The sequence below is a fragment of the Sphingomonas sp. FG14 genome (assembly GCF_057809675.1).
The window spans coordinates 36,126-60,656 of sequence record NZ_JBMDKK010000016.1 but is presented as its reverse complement, the minus strand read 5'-3'; the positions used below and the strand labels follow the sequence as shown (position 1 = coordinate 60,656).

Annotated in this window: 21 protein-coding genes; 2 read left to right on the top strand and 19 right to left on the bottom strand. The window is 66.4% G+C overall.

Features of this window, described 5'->3' with window-relative positions:
• Positions 1-205: 205 nt before the first annotated feature.
• The 3 genes from ACODTA_RS25150 to ACODTA_RS25140 form a co-directional block, all read right to left on the bottom strand.
• Positions 206-415 (bottom strand): hypothetical protein, encoded by a 210-nt coding sequence (locus ACODTA_RS25150; protein ID WP_489069841.1) that lies wholly within the window; start codon positions 413-415, stop codon positions 206-208.
• Between the two features lie 140 nt (positions 416-555).
• Complete coding sequence (locus tag ACODTA_RS25145) at positions 556-888, bottom strand: hypothetical protein (protein WP_489069839.1); 333 nt, start codon at positions 886-888, stop codon at positions 556-558.
• Positions 885-1,163 (bottom strand): hypothetical protein, encoded by a 279-nt coding sequence (locus tag ACODTA_RS25140; protein WP_489069837.1) that lies wholly within the window; start codon positions 1,161-1,163, stop codon positions 885-887. The genes ACODTA_RS25145 and ACODTA_RS25140 overlap by 4 nt, the downstream gene beginning before the upstream one ends.
• A gap of 431 nt (positions 1,164-1,594) precedes the next feature.
• Here ACODTA_RS25140 and ACODTA_RS25135 point away from each other — a divergent pair, with 431 nt between their 5' ends.
• On the top strand, positions 1,595-2,107 hold the full coding sequence (locus ACODTA_RS25135) for a hemerythrin domain-containing protein (RefSeq protein WP_489069827.1): 513 nt from the start codon (positions 1,595-1,597) through the stop codon (positions 2,105-2,107).
• A gap of 43 nt (positions 2,108-2,150) precedes the next feature.
• Here ACODTA_RS25135 and ACODTA_RS25130 read toward each other — a convergent pair whose 3' ends face one another.
• The 7 genes from ACODTA_RS25130 to ACODTA_RS25100 form a co-directional block, all read right to left on the bottom strand.
• Positions 2,151-2,825 carry an alpha/beta fold hydrolase gene (locus ACODTA_RS25130; protein ID WP_489069825.1) on the bottom strand — a complete coding sequence of 225 codons (675 nt, stop codon included), beginning with the start codon at positions 2,823-2,825 and terminating at the stop codon, positions 2,151-2,153.
• A gap of 61 nt (positions 2,826-2,886) precedes the next feature.
• The gene (locus tag ACODTA_RS25125; protein ID WP_489069823.1) at positions 2,887-3,162 is read right to left on the bottom strand and encodes a hypothetical protein; all 276 of its coding nucleotides are present in this window, start codon (positions 3,160-3,162) and stop codon (positions 2,887-2,889) included.
• 340 nt (positions 3,163-3,502) lie between these two features.
• Complete coding sequence (locus tag ACODTA_RS25120; RefSeq protein ID WP_489069821.1) at positions 3,503-5,143, bottom strand: tannase/feruloyl esterase family alpha/beta hydrolase; 1,641 nt, start codon at positions 5,141-5,143, stop codon at positions 3,503-3,505.
• 65 nt (positions 5,144-5,208) lie between these two features.
• Positions 5,209-6,864 (bottom strand): carboxylesterase/lipase family protein, encoded by a 1,656-nt coding sequence (locus tag ACODTA_RS25115; RefSeq protein ID WP_489069819.1) that lies wholly within the window; start codon positions 6,862-6,864, stop codon positions 5,209-5,211.
• On the bottom strand, positions 6,861-8,168 hold the full coding sequence (locus ACODTA_RS25110; RefSeq protein ID WP_489069817.1) for a spinster family MFS transporter: 1,308 nt from the start codon (positions 8,166-8,168) through the stop codon (positions 6,861-6,863). The genes ACODTA_RS25115 and ACODTA_RS25110 overlap by 4 nt, the downstream gene beginning before the upstream one ends.
• Positions 8,165-10,207, bottom strand: a complete 2,043-nt coding sequence (locus tag ACODTA_RS25105) for an acetoacetate--CoA ligase (RefSeq protein WP_489069816.1) — start codon at positions 10,205-10,207, stop codon at positions 8,165-8,167. The genes ACODTA_RS25110 and ACODTA_RS25105 overlap by 4 nt, the downstream gene beginning before the upstream one ends.
• Positions 10,208-10,411: 204 nt before the next feature.
• The gene (locus ACODTA_RS25100; RefSeq protein ID WP_489069814.1) at positions 10,412-13,054 is read right to left on the bottom strand and encodes a TonB-dependent receptor plug domain-containing protein; all 2,643 of its coding nucleotides are present in this window, start codon (positions 13,052-13,054) and stop codon (positions 10,412-10,414) included.
• A 163-nt stretch (positions 13,055-13,217) separates the two neighbouring features.
• Between ACODTA_RS25100 and ACODTA_RS25095 the strand changes: the two genes are divergently transcribed.
• Entirely contained in the window at positions 13,218-14,288 is a 1,071-nt protein-coding gene (locus tag ACODTA_RS25095; protein WP_489069812.1) for a helix-turn-helix domain-containing protein, read from the top strand.
• A 91-nt stretch (positions 14,289-14,379) separates the two neighbouring features.
• On the opposite strand, the gene ACODTA_RS25090 is transcribed toward ACODTA_RS25095, so the two are convergent.
• From ACODTA_RS25090 to ACODTA_RS25050, 9 genes are read right to left on the bottom strand one after another with little or no spacing between them, the layout of a single operon-like run.
• A complete protein-coding gene (locus tag ACODTA_RS25090; RefSeq protein ID WP_489069810.1) occupies positions 14,380-15,513 on the bottom strand; it encodes an alpha/beta hydrolase family protein in 1,134 nt (377 codons plus the stop codon).
• Between the two features lie 22 nt (positions 15,514-15,535).
• On the bottom strand, positions 15,536-16,567 hold the full coding sequence (locus ACODTA_RS25085) for an SMP-30/gluconolactonase/LRE family protein (RefSeq protein ID WP_489069808.1): 1,032 nt from the start codon (positions 16,565-16,567) through the stop codon (positions 15,536-15,538).
• A complete protein-coding gene (locus tag ACODTA_RS25080; protein ID WP_489069806.1) occupies positions 16,568-17,344 on the bottom strand; it encodes a cyclase family protein in 777 nt (258 codons plus the stop codon).
• A 2-nt stretch (positions 17,345-17,346) separates the two neighbouring features.
• Positions 17,347-18,273 carry a 3,5-dioxohexanoate:acetyl-CoA acetone transferase gene (kce, locus tag ACODTA_RS25075; protein ID WP_489069804.1) on the bottom strand — a complete coding sequence of 309 codons (927 nt, stop codon included), beginning with the start codon at positions 18,271-18,273 and terminating at the stop codon, positions 17,347-17,349.
• Position 18,274: 1 nt separating this feature from the next.
• Positions 18,275-19,414 carry an FAD-dependent oxidoreductase gene (locus tag ACODTA_RS25070; RefSeq protein WP_489069802.1) on the bottom strand — a complete coding sequence of 380 codons (1,140 nt, stop codon included), beginning with the start codon at positions 19,412-19,414 and terminating at the stop codon, positions 18,275-18,277.
• Positions 19,414-20,403, bottom strand: coding sequence for a VOC family protein (locus ACODTA_RS25065; RefSeq protein WP_489069800.1), 990 nt, complete (start codon positions 20,401-20,403; stop codon positions 19,414-19,416). Before ACODTA_RS25065 ends, ACODTA_RS25070 begins: the two co-directional genes overlap by 1 nt.
• Complete coding sequence (locus ACODTA_RS25060; protein ID WP_489069798.1) at positions 20,400-21,110, bottom strand: glutathione S-transferase family protein; 711 nt, start codon at positions 21,108-21,110, stop codon at positions 20,400-20,402. The genes ACODTA_RS25065 and ACODTA_RS25060 overlap by 4 nt, the downstream gene beginning before the upstream one ends.
• Complete coding sequence (locus ACODTA_RS25055; RefSeq protein WP_489069796.1) at positions 21,107-22,042, bottom strand: MBL fold metallo-hydrolase; 936 nt, start codon at positions 22,040-22,042, stop codon at positions 21,107-21,109. Before ACODTA_RS25055 ends, ACODTA_RS25060 begins: the two co-directional genes overlap by 4 nt.
• Before the next feature lie 52 nt (positions 22,043-22,094).
• Positions 22,095-24,449, bottom strand: coding sequence for a TonB-dependent receptor (locus ACODTA_RS25050; protein WP_489069794.1), 2,355 nt, complete (start codon positions 24,447-24,449; stop codon positions 22,095-22,097).
• Between the last annotated feature and the right edge of the window lie 82 nt (positions 24,450-24,531).

Sequence of the window (24,531 nt, the reverse complement as noted above, 5' to 3'; positions counted from 1 at the left end):
TCGATCAGGTCGGAAGAAGGGCCGGGAATGGCGTCTGCGCGGTGAGATCATCCGCCCGTTCCTGCCCGGGCGCATAAGCCGCGCCGGCCTCCGGTCGATCGAATTGTTTGGTCACCCCCGCCATCTGGCGCGCCAACGCACATCTTGTCAAACCGTTCCCAATATTGAATTTTTTGTCATGGCAGGGCGGAATGCGACGAATGGGTCACGGCCCCGCGTTCGTATCGCCCCCACTTTCCACGGGCTGGAGCCGCGACAATCGCGTGAGCAAAACGGGCAGGTCGCCGGTGATGAAGGTGTCGCGCCGCACCTCGTAGGTGGCGCGCAACGCATCGCGCAATGACAAGACAGGATCATTGTCGTCACGAGCGGCAGGCTCCCGCTCGCGCAGTTCGAATTCGGACGGCATGCTCATCCCGGATGATAGTGAAGCCAGCACGCACCAGGGGAGGCGGGCGGCTGGCTCCGGGGGTTCAAACCCGGCAACCGTGCGCAGGTTCCACGACGAAAACCGGCTCGCGAATTTCCGGAAGCGCGCTCAGCCATGGTCTGCCATCATTGGGCGCGCGCCGGAATTGCCAGTTCCTCCGGAAAATGCGGAACGGCTGGATCGGGCGATGTATCGGCATCCTCACCGATCGGGATCACGGGCTCGGCAGGCGCCGATGCACCCAGGTCGATATCGGGTATCATGCCCTCATCGGCGATGCGAGCGGACAGGCTCGCACTGTCATCGGTTCCATCGGCGCGATGCGTCAGTCCGGGTGATCTGGCCCGGCGTGAACGCCATATCCATACCGCCGCGATGGCGGCGATTCCGCCGGCTGCGGCGGTCAGTCCAGCCAGCGCCGCGGGCGGAACGATCCGGTTCCTGCTGTCTCTGCTCATATTGCCCTCACGGATCGGTCGTCATGGGTTTCGAAACCCGCCGGCGTCGATTCGGTTGCCTCGTCCGCCGCCGGCGGCCGTGCGCGCCGCTGCTCCAGCCGGCGGGCAAGGACGGCCAGGTGCAGGAAACGCTCCGCCGCCACCACCGCCTGCCGGGCGCGTTGCGGCAGGCGTTCGCTTTCCGCGAGTGTCATGAAGGTGCGCACACGCTCCAGATATGCCTCGCTGCTTTCCAGGGTACGGATCTGGCGCGCGCTTTCTTCGCGGGCGTTCACGGGTATTTCCCCGTTTGGACAAGGCCCTGCGCGTATGCCTCGCAGCGGGCGGCCCAACCCTCATGCGCCAGGCGGTCGCCGGGATCGATCGCGCTTTCCGCCCTGCGCCGGGCCTGCCGGGCCCTTGCGCGCCAATACGCCAACTCCGTGTGATCGGTCATCAGGCCTCCGAACCGCCCCCGGCTCGTCGGCGCATCCTGCGCGGTTCTTCGGTCCGCCGCCTTAATGTCGATCAGTGTGTTCGATAATCGCGGTCACGCGTCAGGACGCGGCACGCCATTTTTCCAATGCGAGAGCGCACGCCGGGGCCGGGCGGCCACGCGCGTGGCCCTGGAAATGATGCCCGGCGAAATCGATCGCACCGCCCCGGAAGCAGGGAACTTCGGACTCTCACCCGTGGTTTGAGACGAGCCCAATCAAGGAGACTGATCATGGCGCAACAGCAATTCACCGATGCCATCGCCCTGCTGAAAGCGGATCACCGCAAGGTGGAGGGACTGTTCGAACAGTTCGAAAAAGCGCGCGATCCAAGCCGCAAACAGGCGATCGCCAACCAGATCTGCACCGAACTGAAAGTCCATACGATGATCGAGGAGGAGATTTTCTACCCGGCATTCCGGGGGAAGATCGAGGACGACACGCTCGACGAGGCCTATGTCGAGCATGACGGCGCGAAGGTGCTGATCAACGACATCATGAACTCGACGCCTGACGCCGATTTCTACGATGCGAAGGTCACCGTGCTGTCGGAGGAGATCAAGCATCACGTCCACGAGGAAGAGATGCCGTCCGAGGGCATGTTCGCGCAATGCCGCAAGGCCGATGTCGATCTCGTCGCCCTGCGGGACGAGATGGCTGCACGCAAGCAGCAACTGCTCACCGAAGCGGAAAGCAGCGGACTGCCGCCCGCGAAACCCCGGGCCGTCAGCCTCCAGCCAGCGTGATGCTTCAAGCGCGGGGCGACCTCACCTGACCGGAGGCCGAGATTTACCGCGCATGCCCTGGCGGCGTGGTCGCGCATGGGTCTTGGCCCATGGTCCCCGGCTTTGCCGCGCCTTTGGCGACGCACCCCCGCAGCGTCGCCACGGCACCCTTCTGATAGGCGTCGATGATATCGTAAAAGGCGGGTGCCGCCCGTTTCAGCCGTGCATCCTGGTTCGGTGACGATGGATCGATGAGCACGATCCCCGCGACCTTGCGAGGATGGCGAAAGGCGAACATCAGCGTTTCGAAACTGCCGAGCGAATGGCCGACCAGTACATAAGGCGGGCGGATGCCCGATCCAGCCAGGATGTGTTCGAGATCGCCGGTGCGATGATTCACATCCTGGACCTCCGCGCTCGGATCGCTGAAGCCGAAACCGGCGCGGTCCCAGGCGCAGATCCGCGCCTTGCCGGCAAGCGCGGACTGGATGGATCGCCAGGTCAGCGACTGGTCGCCTGCCCCTGCGGTCAGGATCACGGCCGGGCCGCCCTTGCCGGCGCAGCGTATATTGAGCCGGCGCCCGCCCGGTGCCTTCACCAGCAGGCCGGGCCGCGCATAGGCGCCGAGTTCGAGCGGCGCCGGCGGCGGAGCGGCGGGAGCAGGGGCGATCGTCGTGATCACAAGGCCGGGCGCCAGCAACCGGGCAAGGCGGCGGCGCGGGATCGTGGAACGCTTCATGCGCCTCTCCATTGCGTCTGATGCGCCGGATCAAAGACCCGGCGCAGAGATGAGAAAGGATTCAGAAGCTCACGCGCGCGCCGACCGTGAAATAGCGGCCGACGACATCGCAATGGATGTTGTGGAGCACGGTGAGGGGCGGAGCCACGTCGAACAGATTGTTGATATTGCCGAACAGCGTGAAGCTGTCGCGCACCCGGAACTGCGCGCCGATATCGTTGTTCACCAGCAGATCGCCGTCCACGCCGTTCAGCAACGGATTGAACTTGCCGCCGCCGACATAGCGGATCCGGGTGTCGAAGCCGAATCCGTCGTCCTGATAGGTGAGGCTCAGCACGCCGCGCCATTTGGGGCCGCCGCTGTTGACCTGCAGGCCGCTGCCGCTGTCGCCGACGACGCCGGCATAGTTGAGCGCATTGGGCGCGCCGCCGGTTCCTGTATCGAAGCGCGTCCATTCAGGAATTCCGGAAAGCGCGTCGTGTTCTTCAGCCTGGCCGTGGTGTGGACTTCGCCATCCAGCGCGTTTCGAGCTTTCAATGCCTCGCCAAGGGCATCTGCCGGGTGTGAGTCAGGTGGCTTGCTAGCGCCCTATGATGAAGCATGGAGAGTGGAGCAGACTCGCCACTGAATGCGGCGGCCTTGTCGCGCGGCTCGCCGCGGTTGCCCCAACGAGATCGTCAGCGCGCATCCCGGGTACACGCGAAATTGCTCGCGGACCGCGTGGACCCCGAGCCGCGATAGACCGCCTTTCCGGGATAGGGGCAGATCGGCCGCTGCATTTCGATTGCGCGCCTGTCCTCGCTCGAGAATTTCGTCGCGACGATGCGGTCGGGCGCAGTGCCTCCATTCGTCCATGCGATCAGGGCCGAGAAGATATCATGATCCGCGTCGTCCACCGGCGGCCGTGGCGGGATGCCGAGCGTGGCGTTGAACGCGTCGGGGCCGGTGCCTCCGCCGCAGTGCATCATGCCCGGCGCCAGGAACAGGCGCGCATTGTCCTCGATCTTGCGCCCGGCACCGAGTTGGGCCGCCTGCCGTTCGTAAAAGGCCACCGACTGCCCCGGCGCCACAAGCGTGTCGGCCAGGCCGTGGTAGATGATCAGCTTGCCGCCGCGCGCGACGAACGCCTGGAGGCTGCCGCGCGTCGCATCGTTCACGATGCCGTCCAGACGCGTCTGGACCTCGGGCATGTCACGATCGAAATCGAAACCCTTCCAGTCCCAATCGGCGCCGAAGACCCATTTGAACAGTCCTCCGAAGGGCGGCTGGCCGTTGATCGGCGTCTGCAGGAACGACCAGCCGAACGTGTCCGGCATTTCACTCCCCGGCAGCCAGCCGAAATAGCGCGGCTTGCCATCGCGGCTCGCCGGCCCCGAATAGAAGGCGCGCGCGGTCGCGATCTCGCTTTCGGTCAGGCAATTGTCCGATGCCCCGCTCTTGCATTGCAGCACGGCAGGGTCGAATTGGCAGCTCATCGGATCCGAAACAAAGGGGTCTCCGGCCAATCCATGGCCCTGGCGCCAGCAGGTCGCGATGGCGGCCTGGTTGAGCAGCTTGAGCTTGCCGGCCGAAAGCGGGCTGGCCGGCGTGCGGTGCGCGGCCGCATAATCCCAGAGCACCGCCGCATGGCCCCATGTCCGGTTGATCACCGGAGCGCCCACAAGGATGCCGTCATAATCGGCCGGGTAGTACAGCGCCTCTATCAGGCCCTGCTGACCGCCCGTCGAACAGCCGGTGTAATAGGAACGCTTCGCATCCCGGCCATAAAAGGCTTTGGTGATCGCCTTGCCCGTCGTGGTCATCGCATGCGTGGACAGGCGCGCCCAGTCCCGCCACTTGCGCGGCTGGCCGATGAGCGCATCACCCTCGAGCGGGGTTGCCGGGGCGGTGCCGGTGTCGGTCGTCGCGGTCGCGAAGCCGCGCCGCAGCCCATCGGCCATGCCCGAATAGCCGGAGGCGAGGATGCCGGCGAAACCGCCATTGCCGTTGCCGTGGAAGACGCCGGCCCACCCGTCCACGGGCAACCAGATCTCCACACCGACATCGGAGTCGGGCGCCGAACGCACGCGCGCGACCACGCGGCAGAAACTGCGATAACCCGGCGTCTCCCCCACGACCGTCGTCTCGGCGGCCTTGGCGGGAACGAGCGCCGCACTCACGATGCCTGTGTCGGGAAGGCGTAATTTTCCAAGCGCCTCGCAACGTGCGGCCATCGCCTCGGGCGCCGGCGCCTGAACCGGCGCCGCGACCGCCTGTGGCGGCACGGTTGGCGCCGCCATCAAAGCCGCCGCGACGACGACACCCCGTCTCCGATGCATCGATCGTCTCCGCAAATCCGACTGTCCCGTCACGCACCAAACCTCCATCAACCGGGCTACGGGCCTCATGCGCATCCCTTCCCTGCCACGGGCAGCACCGGCGCATAGGCGCCGACGCGCCAATCCCATGGCTGGGCACCACTCGCGCGACGCCGACACATGATCCGTTCGTGCAGGTCGAAAACACCCGGCATGAACCTCGGCGCCATGCGCGGCTTGCCTTCGAAGCGCATGAACGCATTGTCGGCACCGAATGGCAACCACTCGGGTGCCCGTTGCGCAATGGGACGGCCGGTGCGGGCGAAGCTCGTCCAGTAATCGAGCATTGCGTCCGCGATTTGCCGCTGGCCCGCATCATCGGGAATTCTGGGCCAATTGGGCGGTGTGGCAGCGAAATTCCCGAACAGGAACGGCACTTCCGACGCGTGAAAGCCGGCCAGGCCCGCTGCATCGGCGCTCGGGTAGCTGTGGCTGAACAGATAGAGATAGGATGGCTGGCCGAGCCGCGCCTGGGCGCGGACCATGCGCTCCATCGCCCAGGCATATATGCCGTCCCGGCTCGCATCGAGCCGGGCCTGTTCCGGGTGAGCGGCGGGATAGAGCCGCAGATAGGCTTCGGACAGGTCGCCGTAACGCGTGCGGATATCGGCCGCATACGCCTCCTCATTAGCGGGCAAGGGCGGCAGGAGCTGGCGCAGGCTGCGCGTCTCACCGCTGTTGAGGCCGGCGATGATCGGCACCGGGGCCTGCTCGCCGCGATCGAACGTATCGACGAGCTGGCGCTTCAGGAGATGCCCGTCGATCGTGCCATAGGGCAGGAAGCCGGCCATGGTGGATGCGACGCTCAGCGCGCGCGCATCCATGGCGCGCAGGTCCGCGATGGACTTCGCACCCAATTTGCCGGCGAGCGTGGCCCCGATCGCCTCGGCCGACTGCTCGCCATGGCGCCCGTCTCGCAGCTCCGGCATGGTGAACATATAGCCGCTCTGCGCGATCGCCCTGCCGAAGAGGCCCCGCGCGCGCGGCGAGGCAAGAAGATATTCGATGCTGAGCGCCCCCGCGGATTCGCCGAAGATCGTCACGTTGCGCGGGTCGCCCCCGAACGCCCCGATATTGCGGCGGACCCATTGAAGCGCGGCGATCTGGTCCTGCAGGCCGTAATTGCCGGAAATGCCCTCCGGCGTCTCCCTGCCGAGCTCGGGATGCGCCAGATAACCGAGCACGCCGAGCCGGTAGTTTATCGAAACAAGAATGATGCCGCGCTTCGCGAATTCCCGGCCATCATACATGGCCGACTGGGCGCTGCCCCAGATCAGGGTGCCGCCGTGAATCCAGATCATGACGGGCGCGTCGCGGGCATTTTCGGGCGCCGTCACGTCCAGCGTCAGGCAATCCTCGCTCATGTCGATCTCGCCGCGATTATACGGCCCCTGCGCCATGGGCGGCTGGATACAGGCGGCTCCCCGGCCTTGCGCCTCCCTGATCCCTTTCCAGCGCGGCAAGGGTTCCGGGGCACGCCAGCGGCGCGCGCCGAGCGGAGGCTTCGCATAGGGGATAGCGCGGAACTTGCGGGCGCCATCCTCCAGCACGCCCCGCACCGATCCGGCGGGCGCGCGGACCACCGGATGCGGCGCCATCGCCCCCTCCCCGGTTTCGGCATGAACCGCCGCCGACAGGGCAAGCCCGACAAGGGCGATCAGTGCGCGGACCGGCATGGTCATGCCGCGCTCGGCGCCGGACTGGAGGACGATTGCCTGATCAGCCGGGCAAGCCACAGGAACAGAAGCGCCGCGATGAGGTACATCGGCGCCAGCGCGTAAAATCCCATGCGCAGGGCATGGTCGCCATAATCCGGGCGAAAGAAGTCGCTCGCCATGCCGACGAAGGTCGGCCCCAGGCCCAGCCCGATCAGGTTCATGACGAGCAGCAGCAATGCACCGGAAATCACGCGCGCGCCCGGATCGACCTCGCCCTGGACGAAGGTCACGGTCGCGGGGAGGAAGAAGGAATTGAGGAACAGCGGCACGCACAGCAGCGCCAGCGACGTCTCCCAGCGATCCGCGGCGGCGAAGCCCAGGAAGAATGGCAGGGCCAGGACGAGCGAGAATGCGGGAATGGTCGCATAGGCGGCCTTGTTCGCGGCGCCGAAGCGATCGATCAGGCGCCCTGAGACGAAGATGCCCGCCCCCATGCCGAGGCCGACGGCCAGCGCATACCAGATCGCCACCTCCTCCAGCGCCATGCCCTTCTCGCGCATCAGGAACAGGGTGGCGAAGTTGCTGAGGCCATAGGTGATGAAATTGGCGGCGCCGCTGGCGAGCGCCGCGACCGCCAGGATCCTGTTGCCGAAAAAGCCGCGGATCGCCTGTCCGAAGCTTTCGCCGCGTTCGGGCGCGATCGGCGCAAGGGGCGCCGGATCGAACCGGCCACGCTCGGGCTCGGGCACGATCATGTACACGACCAGCGCGGTGACGACGCCGATCGCGCCGACGACATAGAAGGGAACCCGCCAGTCATAGGCGGCCGCGAGCGACGCACCGAACGCCACGCCCAGCGCCGAGCCGAGCGGCGGGCCGAGATTGAAGATGCCCATCGCCGTACCGCGCCGCTCGCGCGGGAAGGTATCCGAGATGATCGCATAGGAAGGCGGCACGCCGCCCGCCTCCCCGACGCCAACCGCCATGCGGGCGACGACAAGCTGGCCGTAGGTTCCAGCCATGCCGCAGGCGGCCGTCGCGGCGCTCCACAGGCCGCAGGCGATCGAAAGCACCTTCACGCGGTTCGTCCGGTCCGCCAGCCAGCCGACCGGAATGGCGATGAAGCAATAGAAGAGCGCGAAATAGAAGCCGGTGATCCGGCCAAGCTGGCTGTCGGTGATCTGCAGCCCGTCCTGGATCGGCTTGGCCAGGATCGAGACGAGCTGGCGATCGAGGAAGTTCAGCACATAGACGAAACACAGCATGCCGAGCACGAGGCCGCGATTTCCGTGCGCGCGCTCGCCCGCGTCGACCATGCCTGTCTTCACGATTCTTCTCCCGCGCGCGGCCCCGTCCCGGCGGCATGTTCGTCCCGCCAGCGCCGTGCCCGGTCGATATACCATGGCAGAACATCCGGCGTGGCGGTCGCATCGGCGTTGATCACCTTCGCGACCGGCCATCCCGCGAACAGCCGCTTGATCGGCAGCTCCTGTTTCTTTCCGGAGAGCGTGCGGGGAATGCCCGGCGCGGCGATCAATCGATCCGGCACGAACCGTGGCGAGAGGCTGGTGCGGATCGCACCCGCCACGGCCGCTTCCATCGCCGCGTCGACCGCATGCCCGGCCGCCGGGACCACGAACATGATCAACTGGCTGTCGCCGCCCTCGCGCTCCACATCCACGATCATGGTGTCGGCGATCGCCGGAAGCGCCTCGACCGCCGAATAGATCTCGGCCGTCCCCATGCGCAGGCCATGCCGGTTGATCGTCGCGTCGCTGCGGCCCGATATCGTGCAGCCGCCGTCCGCCCCGATCGTCAGCCAGTCGCCATGGCGCCAGACGCCCGGCCATTCGGCGAAATAGGCGTCGCGGTAGCGACTGCCGTCCCCGTCCCCCCAGAAGTATAACGGCATGCTCGGAAAGGGGCGCGTGCAGACGAGCTCGCCGACTTCGCCGATCACCGGTTCGCCGCGTTCGTCCCAGGCCTCGATCGCGGCGCCCAGATGACAGCATTGCAGCCGCCCGGGCGTGTCGGGCAGTTCGGGATTGCCGGCCATGAAGGCGGCGGCGATTTCCGTTCCGCCGCTGACATTGCACCACCAGATGTCCGGACGGCCCATCCCGGCGAACTGCGCGGTCCCCCAGCGCTGGACATCGGGCGGGAGCGGCGATCCGGTGCTGCCCAGCGCCCGGATATGATCGAGCCCGCCGATCCGGGCAAGATCGAGCCCGGCCTTCTGGCAGCTCGTGAAGAAGGCGGCGCCGGCGCCGAACCAGGTCGTCCGCGTCCGCGCCGCGAAATCCCAGAGCCGGCTCCAGTCGGGATCGGCCCTGGATCCGCTGGGCGATCCGTCGAACAGGCAGATGGTCGTGCCGCTCAGCAGCCCGCCGACCTGGATGTTCCACATCACCCAGCCTGTGGCGCTGTACCAGTGGAAACGGTCGCCGAACGTGTTCGCGGCGTAGCTCGGCCCCAGATCGAAATGAAGCTGCCCCGCGCAGGTCGCGAGCAGCACTCCGCCATGGCCGTGCACGATCGGCTTGGGCAGGCCGGTCGTTCCGCTCGAATAGAGAATCCACAAGGGGTGGTCGAAGGGCAGCCATTCGGGTTCGAAGGCCGCGACCATGGCGTCGTCGCGCGCGACCGCAGTGTCGAAATCGATCGCGCCCGGCACCTCGGCCTTGCCGAAGCCGCTGGCGATGACGAACAGACTATCGATATCGGGAAGCCCGTCGCGGATCTCGGTCACGGCGGCGCTGCGGTCCATCGACTTGCCCGCATAGAATACGCCATCGACGGCGATCAGGGCCTTTGGCCTGATCTGCCGCAGACGGTCGAGCACGGCATTGGTGCCCATGTCAGGCGAACACAGCGTCCAGATCGCGCCGAGGCTGGCGCAGGCGAGCAGTCCGACCACGGCCGCGGGAATATTTGGCAGATAGGCCGCCACCCGGTCGCCACGCACAATCCCGCGCCGCCGCAGTTCGAGCGCCAGCGAAGCCGCCTGCCGCCGCAGTTCCGCCCAGGACAGGACGACGCCCTCGCCGCGCTCGTTCCCGGCCACGATCGCGGGCTGGCCCGCCGCGTCGGCCGGATCGGCATGGCTGAACAGGTGCCGGGCGTAATTGACCTCGGCGCCCTCGAACCAACGCACCGCCGGCATGGTCTCCTCGCCCAGGACCGTGGAGAAAGGCGTCGGGGATTCGATCCGGCCATAGTCCCAGATGGCGCGCCAGAATCCGTCCAGATCCGTCACCGACCAACGCCGCAAAGCCTCATAGTCCGAAAAATCGAGATCACGCTCGGCGCGAAGCCACTGCGTGAACAGGCGGATCTGCGGAACGGGGCCGGAAACGATCGCACTCATCGAACAATAGACCTTGCTTCAATCTGGAAGGGCGGACGGAGGCGCATGGGTGAACGGCTGCACCCCTTCTTGTCGGTCATTCCGGCGAAAGCCGGGATCTCACTTGTCCTTCTGCGACCGTGAGCAGGCAGGGAGATTCCGGCTTTCGCCGGAATGACCATTTGTAATCTTCTGTTTTAAAATGCTTTTGTTGACGTTCGCCCATCAGAATGCGGTGCGGAGGCTCATCGCCGCGTAGCGGCCAATCGCGTTGTACGTTCCGCCGATGCCGTCCGTGCCCGGGAAATAGGGCGGGGTGGCATCGAAGACATCGTTGATCTGCAGCGCCAGTTCCGTGCCCTTGGCGAAACTTGTGTCGGGCAACCGCACCGACAGGCGCAGGTCGACGGTCGTGTAGCTCTTGGCCTTGTAGACGCTCGTTCCGGTCGGGGTCGCGAAGGGCGCGGTGACGCCGCTGCGATGATTGACGAAGTTGACGAACGTCACCGGTCCGGCGGTCAGGCCCAGCGTGGTGCGCAGGGTGGTCCGCGGGATGCCGGCGTCGAGCGAGTTGCTGACCGCCGATGTCGGCGACAATTGCGTCCGGTATTTCAGGATGTAGTTGCCCGCGATGCCGCCAAAGATCGTGCCGAAGCCGGTCGTGCTGCGATAGCGTATGTCGAAATCGATGCCGTTGGTCTTGCGGATGCCGAAATTGCCCTGGCGCAGGTCCAGGATGTTCCCGGTCGTCGGCACCGCCGCGAAGGTGTAGAAGAAGGGGACCGTGTTCGCGATCGCCGAACTGACCTGCGCCGCGCTCGGGTTGCGAATGACCAGCGACGCGAAGGTCGGATCGGTGAAGATGAGCGCGCCCAGGCCCGATGGCGTTCCGATCACGTCGTCATATTTGATGTCGTAGAAGGTCGCGCCGGCGCTGAAGCCGGGCGCGAATTGCGGGCGAAGGTCGACGCCGAGCGAGAAGGTGCGCGCCTTTTCAGGCTTGAGGTTCTGGTTGCCGCCGAAGAGCAGGATCGTGTTGACCTGGGTCGCGCCGCGCAGCGGATCGCGGGCGCCGAAGGCGTCGACCAGCGCCGCGGCCGAATAATAGGATCCGACGGTGGAACCGAGATCGCGAAGGCCGGGCGCCCGGAACGATCGGCCATAGCTGCCGCGCAGGTTGATGCCCTGGACCGGTTCCCAGGTGATGCCGACCTTCGGATTGGTGGTCGAACCGAAATCGCTGTAATGATCGTAGCGCCCCGACAGCGACAGCGCGAGGCTGTGGAACATCGGCACCGCATTGCCCGCGCCGAAGACGGGTACGAACAGTTCGGCGTATAGCGACTGGACGCTGCGCCCCAGATCCTCGGGAAAGCCGACCCCGCCGCTCGATCCGCGCTGCCTGTAGGTTTCCCGGCGATATTCGCCACCAAGAGCGACCTTGACGGCCCCGCCCGGCAGATCCGCCAGCGATCCGTCAACCTTGGCGGCCGCGATCCAGGTCCGCTGCCGGTTGGTGAAGTCGGTGGGGTTGTCCAGGATGGCCGCGACGACGGTCGGGCTGGTCCCGAACCCGAAGGGATCGAGCGCCGTCGCGGTCGTGGTGCCGGCGGCGGCCGTCGCCAGCGCCGTGGTGTTGATGCCGGGCTGGAAGGTATCGTTGCGCGACCAGTTGAACGTCCCGAAGACGCTGGCCTTGAAGTCGCCGGGCAGCTTGACGTCGATCCCGGCCGTCGCATTGCCCGACCGCACGCGGAAGGTCTGGTCGAAATGATCCGCGCCCACGAGCTTGTCGGGCCGGAAATCGACGAATTCGAACACCGCTCCCGTCCCGGGAGGAGCCCGGAAGAAGGGGTTGGCCGGGGTCAACAGGATGAGGCTCTGTCCCGGCAAGGCAGCCTGGACGACGTCCTTGCGGTCCGAATAGAGCAGATCGCCCCACAGGGTGATGCCCGACGACAGATCCTGCCGGGCCGAGAGGAACACGCTGTGCGTGCGGTTCTCCGGAACCAGATCGACCGGGCCGCGCGCGTCGCAGGTGTTGATGCCGGGGGCGAGCGTGGGCGCGGCATAGATCGTGCCGGCGAACAGGTTGACGTTCGCGTCCGGGCAGACGGTCGATCGCGTGTCGACGCCGCCCGCCGCCCGGAAATCGAGCGAACGGTAACGGCGGTCGGCGCCCGTGATGTTGCTGCTCTCGGAATATTGATAGGCCGCGACGAACGATCCGCTGCCCCAGTCGTGCCCGAAGATGCCGCCCGCGTTGAACGCATGATAATCGTCCGCGAAGCCGTAGCGGACATTCGCCTCGAACCCCGAGACGCGCTTGCGGGTGATGAAGTTCACGACGCCCGCCACCGCGTCCGAGCCGTAGATCGCCGACGCGCCGTCGGCGACGATCTCGACGCGCTCGATCGCGAGTTCGGGAAGAAACGGATAATCGGGATTGGTCTGCTGCGTGCTCCCCGAGATCAGGCGATGCCCGTTCATGAGCGGCAGAGTGGCGCTCGGCGGCAGGCCGCGCAGACCGGGGGCGAAGGAACCGAGCCCGCCGTTGCTGGTGCGCGGCGCGGTGTTGAAGCTGTTGAGCTGCGGCACGGTCGCCAGCAGTTCCGGGGTGCTGGCCGCGCCGATCAGCTTCGCATCCTCGCGCGACACGCTGATGAGGCCCGATCCGGTCGGCGGAATGCCGCGAATGCTGGTTCCGGTGACGACGATCTCCGCATCGGAGTCCGCCTCTTCCGCCTGCGCGCCATCGGCGGCGGCCTGGGCATGGACGGCGGCGGGCGCGCCCAGCATCGCGGCCGCGATCGCGGCTCCGCACAGCATGCGCGCACGGCATCCCGTGAGACTGGTTCTGATCGACATGATGATCCTCTCCCCTCGCTGCTCAATTCCGGTCGCGGATGCGTCCGCCGCCGGACTGTGCCGGCTTGATGTCGTGCTTATGGTTTGCCAGAGCAGTTTGTAAGAGCATCAGCGGACATCACTGTGTCTTTGGCGGACACATGACATGCGGAGAAGAACCATCATGGCTGTCGACGATGAACAGGGCGGCCCGGCGAACCGCAACGCGCGCGCGGGATTTCCGTCGCTCAATCAGCGCATATTCGCGCCTTTCAAGCTGGCGACGGTCATCGACACGGTGGCGGGTCGCGGGATCACGCCGGAAACCGTGCTCGATCGCACCGGACTGACGCTCGCGGAGGTGCGCGATCCCCACACGCTGACCTCGATCGGGCAATATCTGATCGCGTGCGAGAACATCGTGTGCGCCGGCGCCCAGTTCAGCGATGCCTTCGCGATCGGTTCGCGGCTCCATCTGTCGGCTTACGGCATGTACGGATATGCGCTGATGTGCTCGCCCACCATGCGCGACTTCTTCGATTTCGCGGTGCGATACCAGCCGCTTGCCACCCCCACCGTCCGCCTTGGCTGGCGCACCGAGGGAGAGGTCGCGATCTGGCAGTTTCGCGAAATCTATCGCGACGTGATGAGCAGCGACCTGCGCACCTTTCTGGTGCGGCAGCAGATGAAGATGACCTACACGCACATCCGCGACACGGCCGGGGCGGACAATCTGCCGGTCCGCGCCCTGTTCGCGCTGGCGGAGGACGCCCACGCCGCGGAGGACGCGCGCGAACTCTCCTGCCCCTGCCTGTATGGGCAGGATGCGAACGAACTCCATTTTCCGATCGGCATCCTCGAACAGACGCCCGAACTGGGCAACCGGCTCACAAGGGCGATGCTGGAAGAGACGTGCGACCGGCTGATCGGACAATCCAGGATCTCCTCCGGCCTGTCCGGCGAGGTCTATCAGCTCCTGCTGCTCGCCCCGAACCAGTTCCCCTCGATGACGGCGATCGCGGAACAGCTCGGCCTGCAGGAGCGCACGCTGCGCCGCCGCCTCTCGGCCGAGGAGACAAGCTATGGGGAGATCGTCGACGACGTCCGCCGCAAGCTGGCGATCGAATATCTGCAGACGACCCGCATGAGCGTCGACGACGTGGCCTGGAAAGTGGGCTTCAGCGACAGCGCGAACCTGCGCCGTGCGATCCGGCGATGGACGGGCCAGACCATCAATGAAATCCGCGCGCGATAATCCTGCGCGGGACACGCCGGGAGATCATCGCCGCCGGGATGGCCGCCCCTGCTCGCGGCTGACCAACTGGCGCCGCGATACGATCAACATGCTAGAGCCGCGCCGCCACCCAGTCGCAGATATAGCTGCATGACGGCTCCATGTTGTCGGCGCTCACATGCTCGACGCCGCCTTCGCGGTCGGTGAAGAATTTGAGCTCCAGATCGGGGCTGTTGAGCGCCTGGTCATGGCTCTGGTGCGCGTACTCGATCGGTATCTGCCGGTCGTTGGCGCCATGGGTGATCAGATACGGGATCGTCATCCGATCCATGTGGCCGTTCAGCGTGATTTGCGGGACATGGGCCATGAACGCCTCCATGTCGGGCTGCCCCCAGACCCACATGACGTGATCCCAGTAATGCGGCACGGGCCGGTCGCCCTCGCGCTGGAGGCGGCGGGCCTGGAGTTGCCCCCAATCATGGTTCGCGCCCCATGACACGCAAAGCTTGAAGCGCTTCTCGTAGCAGGCGGCGCGCGGCGCATAATATCCGCCCAGCGACCAGCCCATCATTCCGATCCGATCGGCATCGACATCGCCGCGCGTCTCGAGATAGTCGATCGCGGCGCCCGCCCAGCGTTCGCTGTCGTGGATCGCGGCCAGGCCCTTCAGGCGCAACGCCTCGCCCACCCCGGGATGGTCGATCGCCAGCATCGCGATGCCGCGCTTCGCGAACTCGTCGCGCATGCACAGCACGATCATCTCCTTCACCGAATCGAGCCCGTTGCAGAAGACCATGCAGGGCCACGGCCCCTCCCCATGGCCGGGCACGAACAGCCCGGGATAGCTTGTCCCCTCATAGGCGATCTCGACCCGCTCCGCGGGCAGGCCGGCGGCGATCGCCTTGTCCATCGTCGCCAGCATCGTCGCGTACATGGCCTTGCGCGGCGCATAGCTGCGGCTCTGCATGCGTTCGGCCGTGACGTAATAGGCGGTGGCGCGCTTGTACTTCTCACAGGCGCTGAAGCGGCGGCCGGCCGCCATCGCCTCGTCACCGAGCATCGCCAGCCGCTCGGCCATCGCGCCCCAGGCGGTGAAGAAGGCTTCGGTGCCCTTGTCCTCCCCCTCCCGCGCGATGGCGCGCACCTCCCCGTTCGCGCGGTCCATCTCTCCCATCGCGCCCCCCATGCCGATGCAGATGTTGACCGAGAGGTTCCAGACGTAATTGCCGGGGAAAGGTTCGTACATGCGAGCGTCCTTTGACGAGGGATCAGTCGGCCCAGTGGACCATCGGCAGGCCCGGAACCGGGCTCTGGAATGCGGGTATGCGGGTGGCGCGCAGCCCGCCGAGATAGACGGTGGAGAGGTCCGGCCCGCCGAAGGTGATGCTGGCGAGCCACGGGCAGATCGCGCCGCCACACGCCATCATCGTATCGAAGCCGACCGGATCGCCGCTCGCGAACTCAGCCTCGAAGCGGGCCGTGGCGGCGGGATCGCCGTCGTTCATCACCTCGATCAGATCGCCTTCCGGCGTGATCGCCACCAGGCGATCGGCGAAGATCATCGTCGCCCAGAGATTGCCGAACGCGTCGAAGGCGATGCCGTCGACCACCCCGTCACCGAGCGAGGACGGGCCGTAGACCTCGCGGTCGGTGAGCGAGCCATCGGGCTGGACGCGCAGCCGCGTGACGCGCTTTCCCGTGGTTTCGGCGACGTAGAGCCACTCCTCCCCGGCATCGAGGCGGATTTCGTTGGTGAAGCGGAAGCCGTCCGCCACGATGCGCGGTCCGTGCTCGTCCAGCAGGAAGATATAGCCGTCCGCCAGATTGGCATTGACCGCGTCGCTCCAGGGATTGACCCGGGTCGAGACCGTCACCCACAGCCGGTCCCTGCTGTCGCGCAGGACGAAATTGACCTTGCCGATCGGCTTGCCGTCGATGCGGTCGGCCAGCACGCGCACCTCACCGGTGCGGGTCATCACCTCCAGCCGGTCGGTGCCGAAATTGGCGATGAGGATATCGCCGTTCCGCGCGAAGGCGAGGCCGTTGGGCAAGGTGCCGGCGAGGAGGCTCGCCGCCGCGTCCGCCACGGGATCGAAATGCGGGTCGGGCTTGAGCGCGATGAGCGTTTGCGTGCCGTCGGGCGCGATGCGCATCACGCCGCCGCGCGCATCGGCACTCCAGAGCGCGCCGTCGCGCGCCGCGAGGATGCACTCCGGGCGTTGCAGGTCGCGCCCGACATAGCGGATCGCCGCCGGGTCGACCCGCCAATCGAGCAGGGGATTTGGGGGTCGCGCCGCCATTCAATCCTCGAAGATCGCCACGGCACGGGTCCAGCCGGCCGAGGCCGCGCGGATCTTCATCGGGAAGCAGGCGATGGTGAAGCCGGTCGCGGGCAGCGCCTCCAGATTGTGGAGCTTCTCGAGGTGGCAATAGCCGATGTCGCGCCCGGCCTTGTGCCCCTCCCAGATCAGGCCGGCGTCACCCGTCTCCAGATATTTCTCTCGGGTGTGGACGAAGGGCGCATCCCAGCTCCAGCCGTCGGTGCCGGTCAGCCTTACGCCGCGCTCCAGCAGGTACATGGTCGCCGCATACCCCATTCCGCAGCCGGCGGTGACATAGTCGTCCCCCCCGTAGCGCTTGCCTGCGGCGGTGTTCACCACCACGATCTCCAGCGGCGAGAGCCTGTGCCCGATCCGCGCGAGTTCGTTCTCCACATCGTCCGCGGTGACGACATAGCCGTCCTCGAAATGGCGGAAGTCGAGCTTCACGCCGGGCTGGAAACACCAGTCGAGCGGCACCTCGTCGATGGTGATGGCGCGCTCGCCCTTGTTCATGGTCGAGGCGAAATGATACGGCGCGTCCAGATGCGTGCCATTGTGCGTGATCAGTTCGATCCGCTCGATCGCCCACGCTTCCCCATCGGGCAGATCGCCGGGCGCCAGTCCGGGAAAGAAGCCCGCCAGGTCGGGAACCGACATCTTGTGGTCGATGTAATCGATCTTCGGCCGGAAGGGCGGCGGATCGGAGATCACATCGTTTTCCAGATAGATGGACAGATCGACGATGGTGCGCGCCATGATCAGAACTCCACGCGGTCGCCGCCCTTGAGGCCCAGCATCTCGCGCGCCTCGCTCGGGGTGGCGGGTTCATGTCCCATCTCGGCCAGGATGCGGACGATCTTCTCCACCTGCTCGGCATTGGAGGCGGCAAGCTGCCCGCGTCCGATGAACAGGCTGTCCTCCAGCCCGACACGGACATGCCCGCCCATCAGCGCGGCCTGGGTGAGGAAGGGCATCTGGTGCCGGCCCGCGGCCAGCACCGACCATTGATAACTGTCCCTGCCGAACAGCCGGTCGGCGGTCTGCTTCATGAACATGAGGTTGTCGAGATCGGGGCCGATGCCGCCGAGGATGCCGAAGATCATCTGGACGAAGAATCCCGGCTTCACCAGCCCGCGATCCAGGAAATGCGCCAGGTTGTAGAGATGGCCGACATCGTAGCATTCATGCTCGAACCGGGTGCCCGATCCGCTCAGGCTCTCGAGGATATGGGCGATGTCGCGGAACGTGTTCTTGAAGATATAGTCGTCCGAATTGACGACATAGCCCTCTTCCCAGTCGTGCTTCCACCGGGTGATGCGCTTGGCGGCGGGGAAGAAGGCGAAATTGATGCTGCCCATGTTGAGCGAGCACATTTCGGGCTTGAAACGCTCGGCGGCCGCGAGGCGCTGTTCAACCGTCATCGTCACCGCGCCGCCGGTGGTGATGTTCACCACCGCATCGGTCGCCTGCTTGATGACCGGCAGGAAGCGGTCATAGATTTCCGGATCGCCGGTGGGGCGTCCGTCCTTGGGCAGGCGCGCGTGCAAATGGAGGATCGCCGCCCCGGCCCGCGCGGCCGCGATCGACTGGTCCGCGATCTCCTGCGGAGTCACCGGCAGCGCATCGGACATTGTCGGCACATGCGCCGATCCCGTCACCGCGCAGGATATGATCACTTTCGCCATGTCAGTAGTCCGCCATCAGAGCATGGGTGGCCTCGCCCAGGAGCTGGCCGGGCCGGGCGGCGGGGTTCTGGATTCCCGCCCATTGTTCCATTTCCCAGTCCGCGATCTGGGTGGAGCAGTCGATCACGAACCTGGCGCGGTCGAAGCGGCGGGCCATGAACTCGTCGAGCAGATCGGCCAGCGGCCGGTCGCTGCCGAGCAGTTCGCCCAGCAGCACCGCGTCCTCGATCGCCATCGCCGCACCCTGCGCGAGATGCGGCGTGGTGGCGTGCGCACCGTCGCCGATCACGATCACGCGCCCCTTGTGCCAGGGGGCGGGCAGCAGCAGATGCTCCATCGGCTTGTAGACCACCGCATCCGCATCGGTGATCGTTTCCCTGAGCGCGGCGACCAAGCCGGTATAGCCATCCAGTCGCTCGCGCATCAGCGCGGGAAGCTGCTCGCGCGGCATGCGCGGATTGCCCGGCTCATGCGTGACGAGGAACATGTACATCAGGTCGGGTGACATCGGCACCAGCCCCACCTTGGTCCTGGCGCCGTAATAGACATGGCCCCATTCGACCTCGGCGGGACGCGGGAAATTGTAGCGCCACACCGCCTGTCCGCTGAACTGCGGCGCGGGGCTGGAACCGAACAGGCGCGTGCGGATGTCCGAATACAGCCCGTCCGATCCGATTACGAAATCGTAGCGGGCGGCCCTTCCGTCCGTGAAGCTGACATCGACGCCGTCGCCATCGTCCGCCATCGTCCCGATGCCCACCCCGGTGCGGATGTCCGCGCCGCTCGCCCGTGCCGCCTCCAGCAGCACGCGCTGGAGAAGCGGGCGGGTGATGCCGTTGACGGGCGGATGGCGCGGAGAGGCGTCGCTATGGTTGGGCGCATCCATGATGTGCTCGCCATGCGCGTCGAAGATGCGCCAGCCGGGAAAAGCCCCGCCGAGCCGAACGCACTCGTCGGCCAGGCCGATGCGGTCGAGCGCGCGCAGCGTGTTGTTGGGCTGGATGATCCCGACGCCATAGACGCTGTGGTCGGGATTGATCTCGACCAGATCCACCGCGATCCCTTGCTGCCGGAGCGCCGTCGCCGCGGTCAATCCACCGACGCCGCCGCCCACCACCAGTATCCTCGACACCGCCGCCATCAGTGATGCTCCCCGCTGGCCGGCTCGATCCCGGTGATGTGCCGTACGTCCCATGCGGGCGGCTTCATCAGGAAGGGCGGCAGGTTATGGACGAAATGCGAATAGGCGAAGAGCGGCTCGGCCCAGTCGCGCGGCACCCAGCTATCGTCGATATAATCGGCGTCGGCGCCATATTCGGCCTCGCCGCCCGCCGGACACGGCAGATAATAGAAGAGCGCTGAATCGATGCGGTGCCGGCCAAGGCCCAGATGGGACGGCTCCCAGCCCTGGCGGACCATATGGTTGGCCCCGACCATGATCTCGTCGATATCCTCCACCCCGAAATTGGCGTGATGGAAGCGCAGCATCCCGTCCATGCCCGGAAACGGCGCATTGGCGTTGAGCAGCAGCAGGTTGTGATGGTTGTTCGCCCCCGGCGCGCGCAGATACTGGCCGAAGCCGCGCTGGTTGTCGGAAAGGCGGAAGCCCAGCCGCTCGATCATGAACACCGCCGCCGCATCATAGCCCGGCACGGCGAACACGACATGCGCGATCACCTTGGGCATGGCGCGCAGCCGCCATTTGCGGTGCTGGTTGAGCCGGTTGACACGGCCCGGCGCGTTCACGGGATCGGGCGCCGACACCACCGGCTTCTTCGCATGGATCCGCAGCGCCATCGGAAGCCCGAAATCGGTGAGGAAATGCACAGTTCCGTCTTCGTCCCGAAGCAGGTCGCGATCGCGCCCAAGGTCGTCCGCGAGCGCTTCGAGCGCGCCGCGGTCCTCCACGCCCCAGACGATCTCGCGCACGCCGATCCCCTGGATATCGGACATGGGCAGCGACGGATCCTGCTTGTGCCGGATGATCACCCGCGATCCCTCGGCCAGCAGGAAGACCGCTTCGTCATCGCCGCCTCGGGCAAGCGGCAGACCGAAATCCGCGAAGAAACGCGTGCATTCGGCGACATCGTCGACGCCGTAGATCAGTGACTCGATACCGGTAATGCTCACGCGGCCTTCCCCTGCGAAACTTGTGATGCGATCGTGTCGAAATTGACGGCGAGCCCCTGTTCGGCGAGCTGCCGTGACGCCGCCGCGTGGATATCGAGCACCGTGCGGACCGATGGACGCTCGGAGAGCCGCCGGTCATGGTCCTGGAGGCGCGGAAAGGCCGACGCGTCCAGGCCGCAGCCGGTCACGCGGAACCATATCCAGTTGATATAGACGTCGATGATCGACCAGCGCGCGCCGTACCACCAGGGCCCGGCGGCCAGGCGGGCCTCGATATTCAGGAATTCGGCGGTGATCGCCGCCTCGGCCAGCGCGCGGACATTGGCGGCTGCCTCGGGCCGGTCGCAGAAGAAATGCGGCAACCGCATGCGCGTGACGATCGGGTGCAGCCCCGACGCGCACCAGGCAAGATCGGCCAGCGCGCGCGCTTCCTCAAAGGCGCCGGTCGCGTCCGGCAACAGGCCCGCCCGAGGAAAGACGCGCGACAGCCAGTGCAGGATCGCCATGTTCTCGGTAAGCGGCGCGCCGTCGATCACCAGGGTCGGCACCCGGCCGCGCGGATTGAGCGCGCGGAACCAGTCCGAGCGGTGGTCGCCGCGCACGAACGAAATGAGCTTCGCTTCATAGGCCGCACCGGCTTCCTCAAGCGCGACCATGGTGACGCGGGCGCACGTGTCGGGCGCGTAATAGAGCGTCAGGTCCATCATCTGTCCTCCTCACCGACCGCGAAGCGATCGAGATCCTTCGCGACGGTGACCGGGCCGGTGAACCGCCCGGCCAGGCCGTGCACATAGCCCGCGTCGCTGGTGTCGCCGTCGCGTCCGGGAACGAGGTGGCTGAGCACCAGCGCCCTGACGCCCGCGCGCGCCGCCATCTCGCCTGCCTGCGCAGGGGTGAGATGATTGGCGTCCATATGTTTCATGAAGCCCTCCAGCGCAGACCCTGAGAAACCGCTCGCGGCCAGGTCGCGCGCGATCGCGGCGCGATCCATCACCTCGCTCACCAGCATATCGGCGCCCTTCGCCAACGCCTCGACCCGGCGGGACGGACCGGTATCGCCCGTGAGCACGATGCTGCGTCCTGCCGCTTCGATCCGGTAGGCATATGAGCGCGCGGTGCGGGCGGACTCGGTGCCCGGGGCGAAATGATAATGGTCGTTGACCACCGCGAACACGCGGATCGCCTCGTCCTGATAGACCAGCGCGGGGCTGTCCATCTCCGCAGCCAGATCGCGGACCTCGACGCCGCTCGCCATCGGGGGCGGCGCTTTCGGCCCCAGCGTCACCGGCGCCAGTTCGATCGGGCGATATGCCTGCACCAGCCCGGCGACCATCCCCAATGTTCCCGGCGGCCCGATCACCGGCAGCGGCGCATGGCGCATCTGCACCCAGCGGTTGGCGATCAGCGGCCCCAGGCCGCCGACATGATCGAGATGATGGTGCGTCAGGAACACGGCGCGCACCGAGGCGAGCGGAAGCCGCGCGGCCTCCATCTGCCGCTGCGTGCCTTCGCCCACGTCGAACAGGTAAACCGCGTCGCCCACCCTCACCGCGTTGGCGGGCTGGGCACGGCGGGTCTGCACCACCGGCCCTCCCCCGGTTCCGAGCGTCACCAGCTCGACCGGCGGGTTCGCCGCCACGGCTGGAGCACATGATATCGCCGCCAGCAGCAAGAGCGCGCCGCGCATGGGATCAGAACTCGATCGCCGCGCGCAGGCCGTAGGTGCGCGGCGGACGGAGAATGTTGAACACCACCGGGAACACCGGCCGCAGGCTCGCGCCGGCATAGACGGTCTCGTCCTCGAGATTGTTCACATAGGCGGTGAGCGACCAGTTCCGCTCGGACTTGAGCTGCACGAACAGGTCGGACATCATATATCCGCCCTGGCGCTCCTCCGGCAGATATTCGGGCGAGAGATAGCGGCCGGATTCGATCCGCGTCCGCGCGCCCAGCAACAGCTCCAGCCCGCCGCCCAGCGGGACAGTCCGCTCATAGCCGAGGTTGAGGCTCCATTTCGGGGTATTGATCTGCGGCCGTCCCGAACAATCCACCAGGAAGGTGGTGCCGGGCGCGGGCAGGACATAGCCGGGCACGCTGGTCACCGTCGTGCCGCAGGTGGTGCGCGGCGGCGTCGGACTCGCCGAGGCGGCGAGATAGGTGAAGTTGGTGTATTTGGCGTTGAGATACTGGAGGTTCGCCGTGAACAGGTCATCGGGCGTGATCTGGAAGCTCAGCTCGGCCTCAGCGCCGTAGATGCGCGACGCCCCGGCATTGGTGGTGGTCAGCGCCGAGCCGACGACGACCTGCCCAGCGGCGTTCAGGTTGCGCACCGGGCCGATATAATTGATCTGCTGGTCCTTATAGTCCCAGTAGAACGCCTCCAGATTGAGCTGGAGCCGGTTGTTCATGAAACGGTTCTTGCTGCCGATCGTGTAGGCGGTGATCTTTTCGGGATTGAAGGTGTTGTCGAGCGCGGCGACGAAGAAACCGCCCGATTTGAAGCCCGTCGCGACATTGGCGTAGACCAGGTTGCGCGCGCCGGCGTCCCATTCGACGCCCGCCTTCCATGTCACCTTCTCGAAGCTGAGCTTGCCGCCGACGAGCACGGGCGGGACGGTGTTGTTGAACGGATCGACGGGAGTCCCCGCGAAGATGCCGGTCTGGGTGAGCGCGGTCGATTGCTCCTTGCGCTCCTTGCTGTAGCGGATGCCGCCAAGCGCGCGGAAGCCGGGAGCAAGTTCATAGGTGGCCTGGCCGAACAGCGCCGCGCTGCGATTGTTGAGGTCGACCGCGAACTTGGTGCTGAGCACGGTGCCCTGGACGAAATGGTTGAAGGAGTTCTGGTCCTCGTCGAAATAATAGCCGCCGAGCACGTATTTGAGCGGTCCGTCGCCGTTCGAGGACAGGCGGATCTCGAGGCTCTTCTGCTTCGCCACCTCGATCACCCGGCCGTAATAGCCGCCATTATAGGTCAGGTAATTGGGCCGGCTGTCGCGATAGCCGGGGATCACGGTCAGCGTCGCGAAGCCCAGATCGGCGTCGATATTGGCCGAGATGCCCCAGAACTCGCTGTCGACGAAACCGTCACGCTTCGGACGCAGCACGCCCGGCAGCGTCGGGCTGTCGGTCTTGGCCGGGGGCGGCAGCGCGCTCGCAAGGATGCCGGCGTAGAGCGCCGCGGTGCTGACCGGATCGGCCGAACCGATGCGCCGATCGATATCGGGCGCGCCCGGAACCAGCGGCGAAGGAACGAGCACGCTTCCCGGACCATTGCCGCCCTGATGGAAATAGTCGGCGACCAGATTGATCGAGACTGTGTCGCTTGGCTCGAACAGGAGAGACGCGCGCGCGGCTTCTCCGCTCTCGTCGTCGTAACCGTCCGAAAGATAGCCGTCGCGCCGCGACAGGCGGCCCGCCACGCGCAGGGCGGCGGTGTCGCCGAGCGCCAGATTGAGCGCCGCCTGCCCGCGCACCAGGTCGTAATTGCCCACTTCCAGCTCGACCGAGCCGCCATTGTGACCCAGCTTCGGGCGTTTCGGAATGACGTTGATCGCGCCGCCGGTGGCATTGCGGCCATAGAGTGTGCCCTGCGGGCCTTTCAGCACCTCGACCCGCTCGAGATCGTAGAAGGTGCCGAGCAGGCCGGCCGGCCGTGCGACGTAGATCTGGTTGAAGTTGAACGCGACCGGGTTCTCGGTGAAGGCGTTGCCCACCAGCGCGCCCACGCCGCGCAGATAGAAGCCGACGGACGTGCCGGTCGCCGGCTGCACCACCAGCGAGGGGACGAGCTTCGTAAGCTGGGTCACGTCCGACACGCCGGCGTTGGAGAGCTGCTGCGCATCAACCGCGGACACCGCGAGGGCGGTGCGCTGCAGGCTTTCCTCGCGCCGCTGCGCGGTCACGACGATGTCGGCCAGCCCTTCATTCTCTTCGCCCGCGGGCGCGCCGGACTCCTGCGCCGATGCCGTCGCGCTCATGGCGATGGCCAGCGCGGCGACCGATGCGCGCAGCGCCAGCACGCGCGTCCCCTGGATGAATCCTCTCATCTCCCTCTCCTCCTCAGCGCCGCCTTTTGTCCCCGGCGGCTTGCTGAGTGGAATGTGACGCGGTGCACCCGATCCGCAAAAT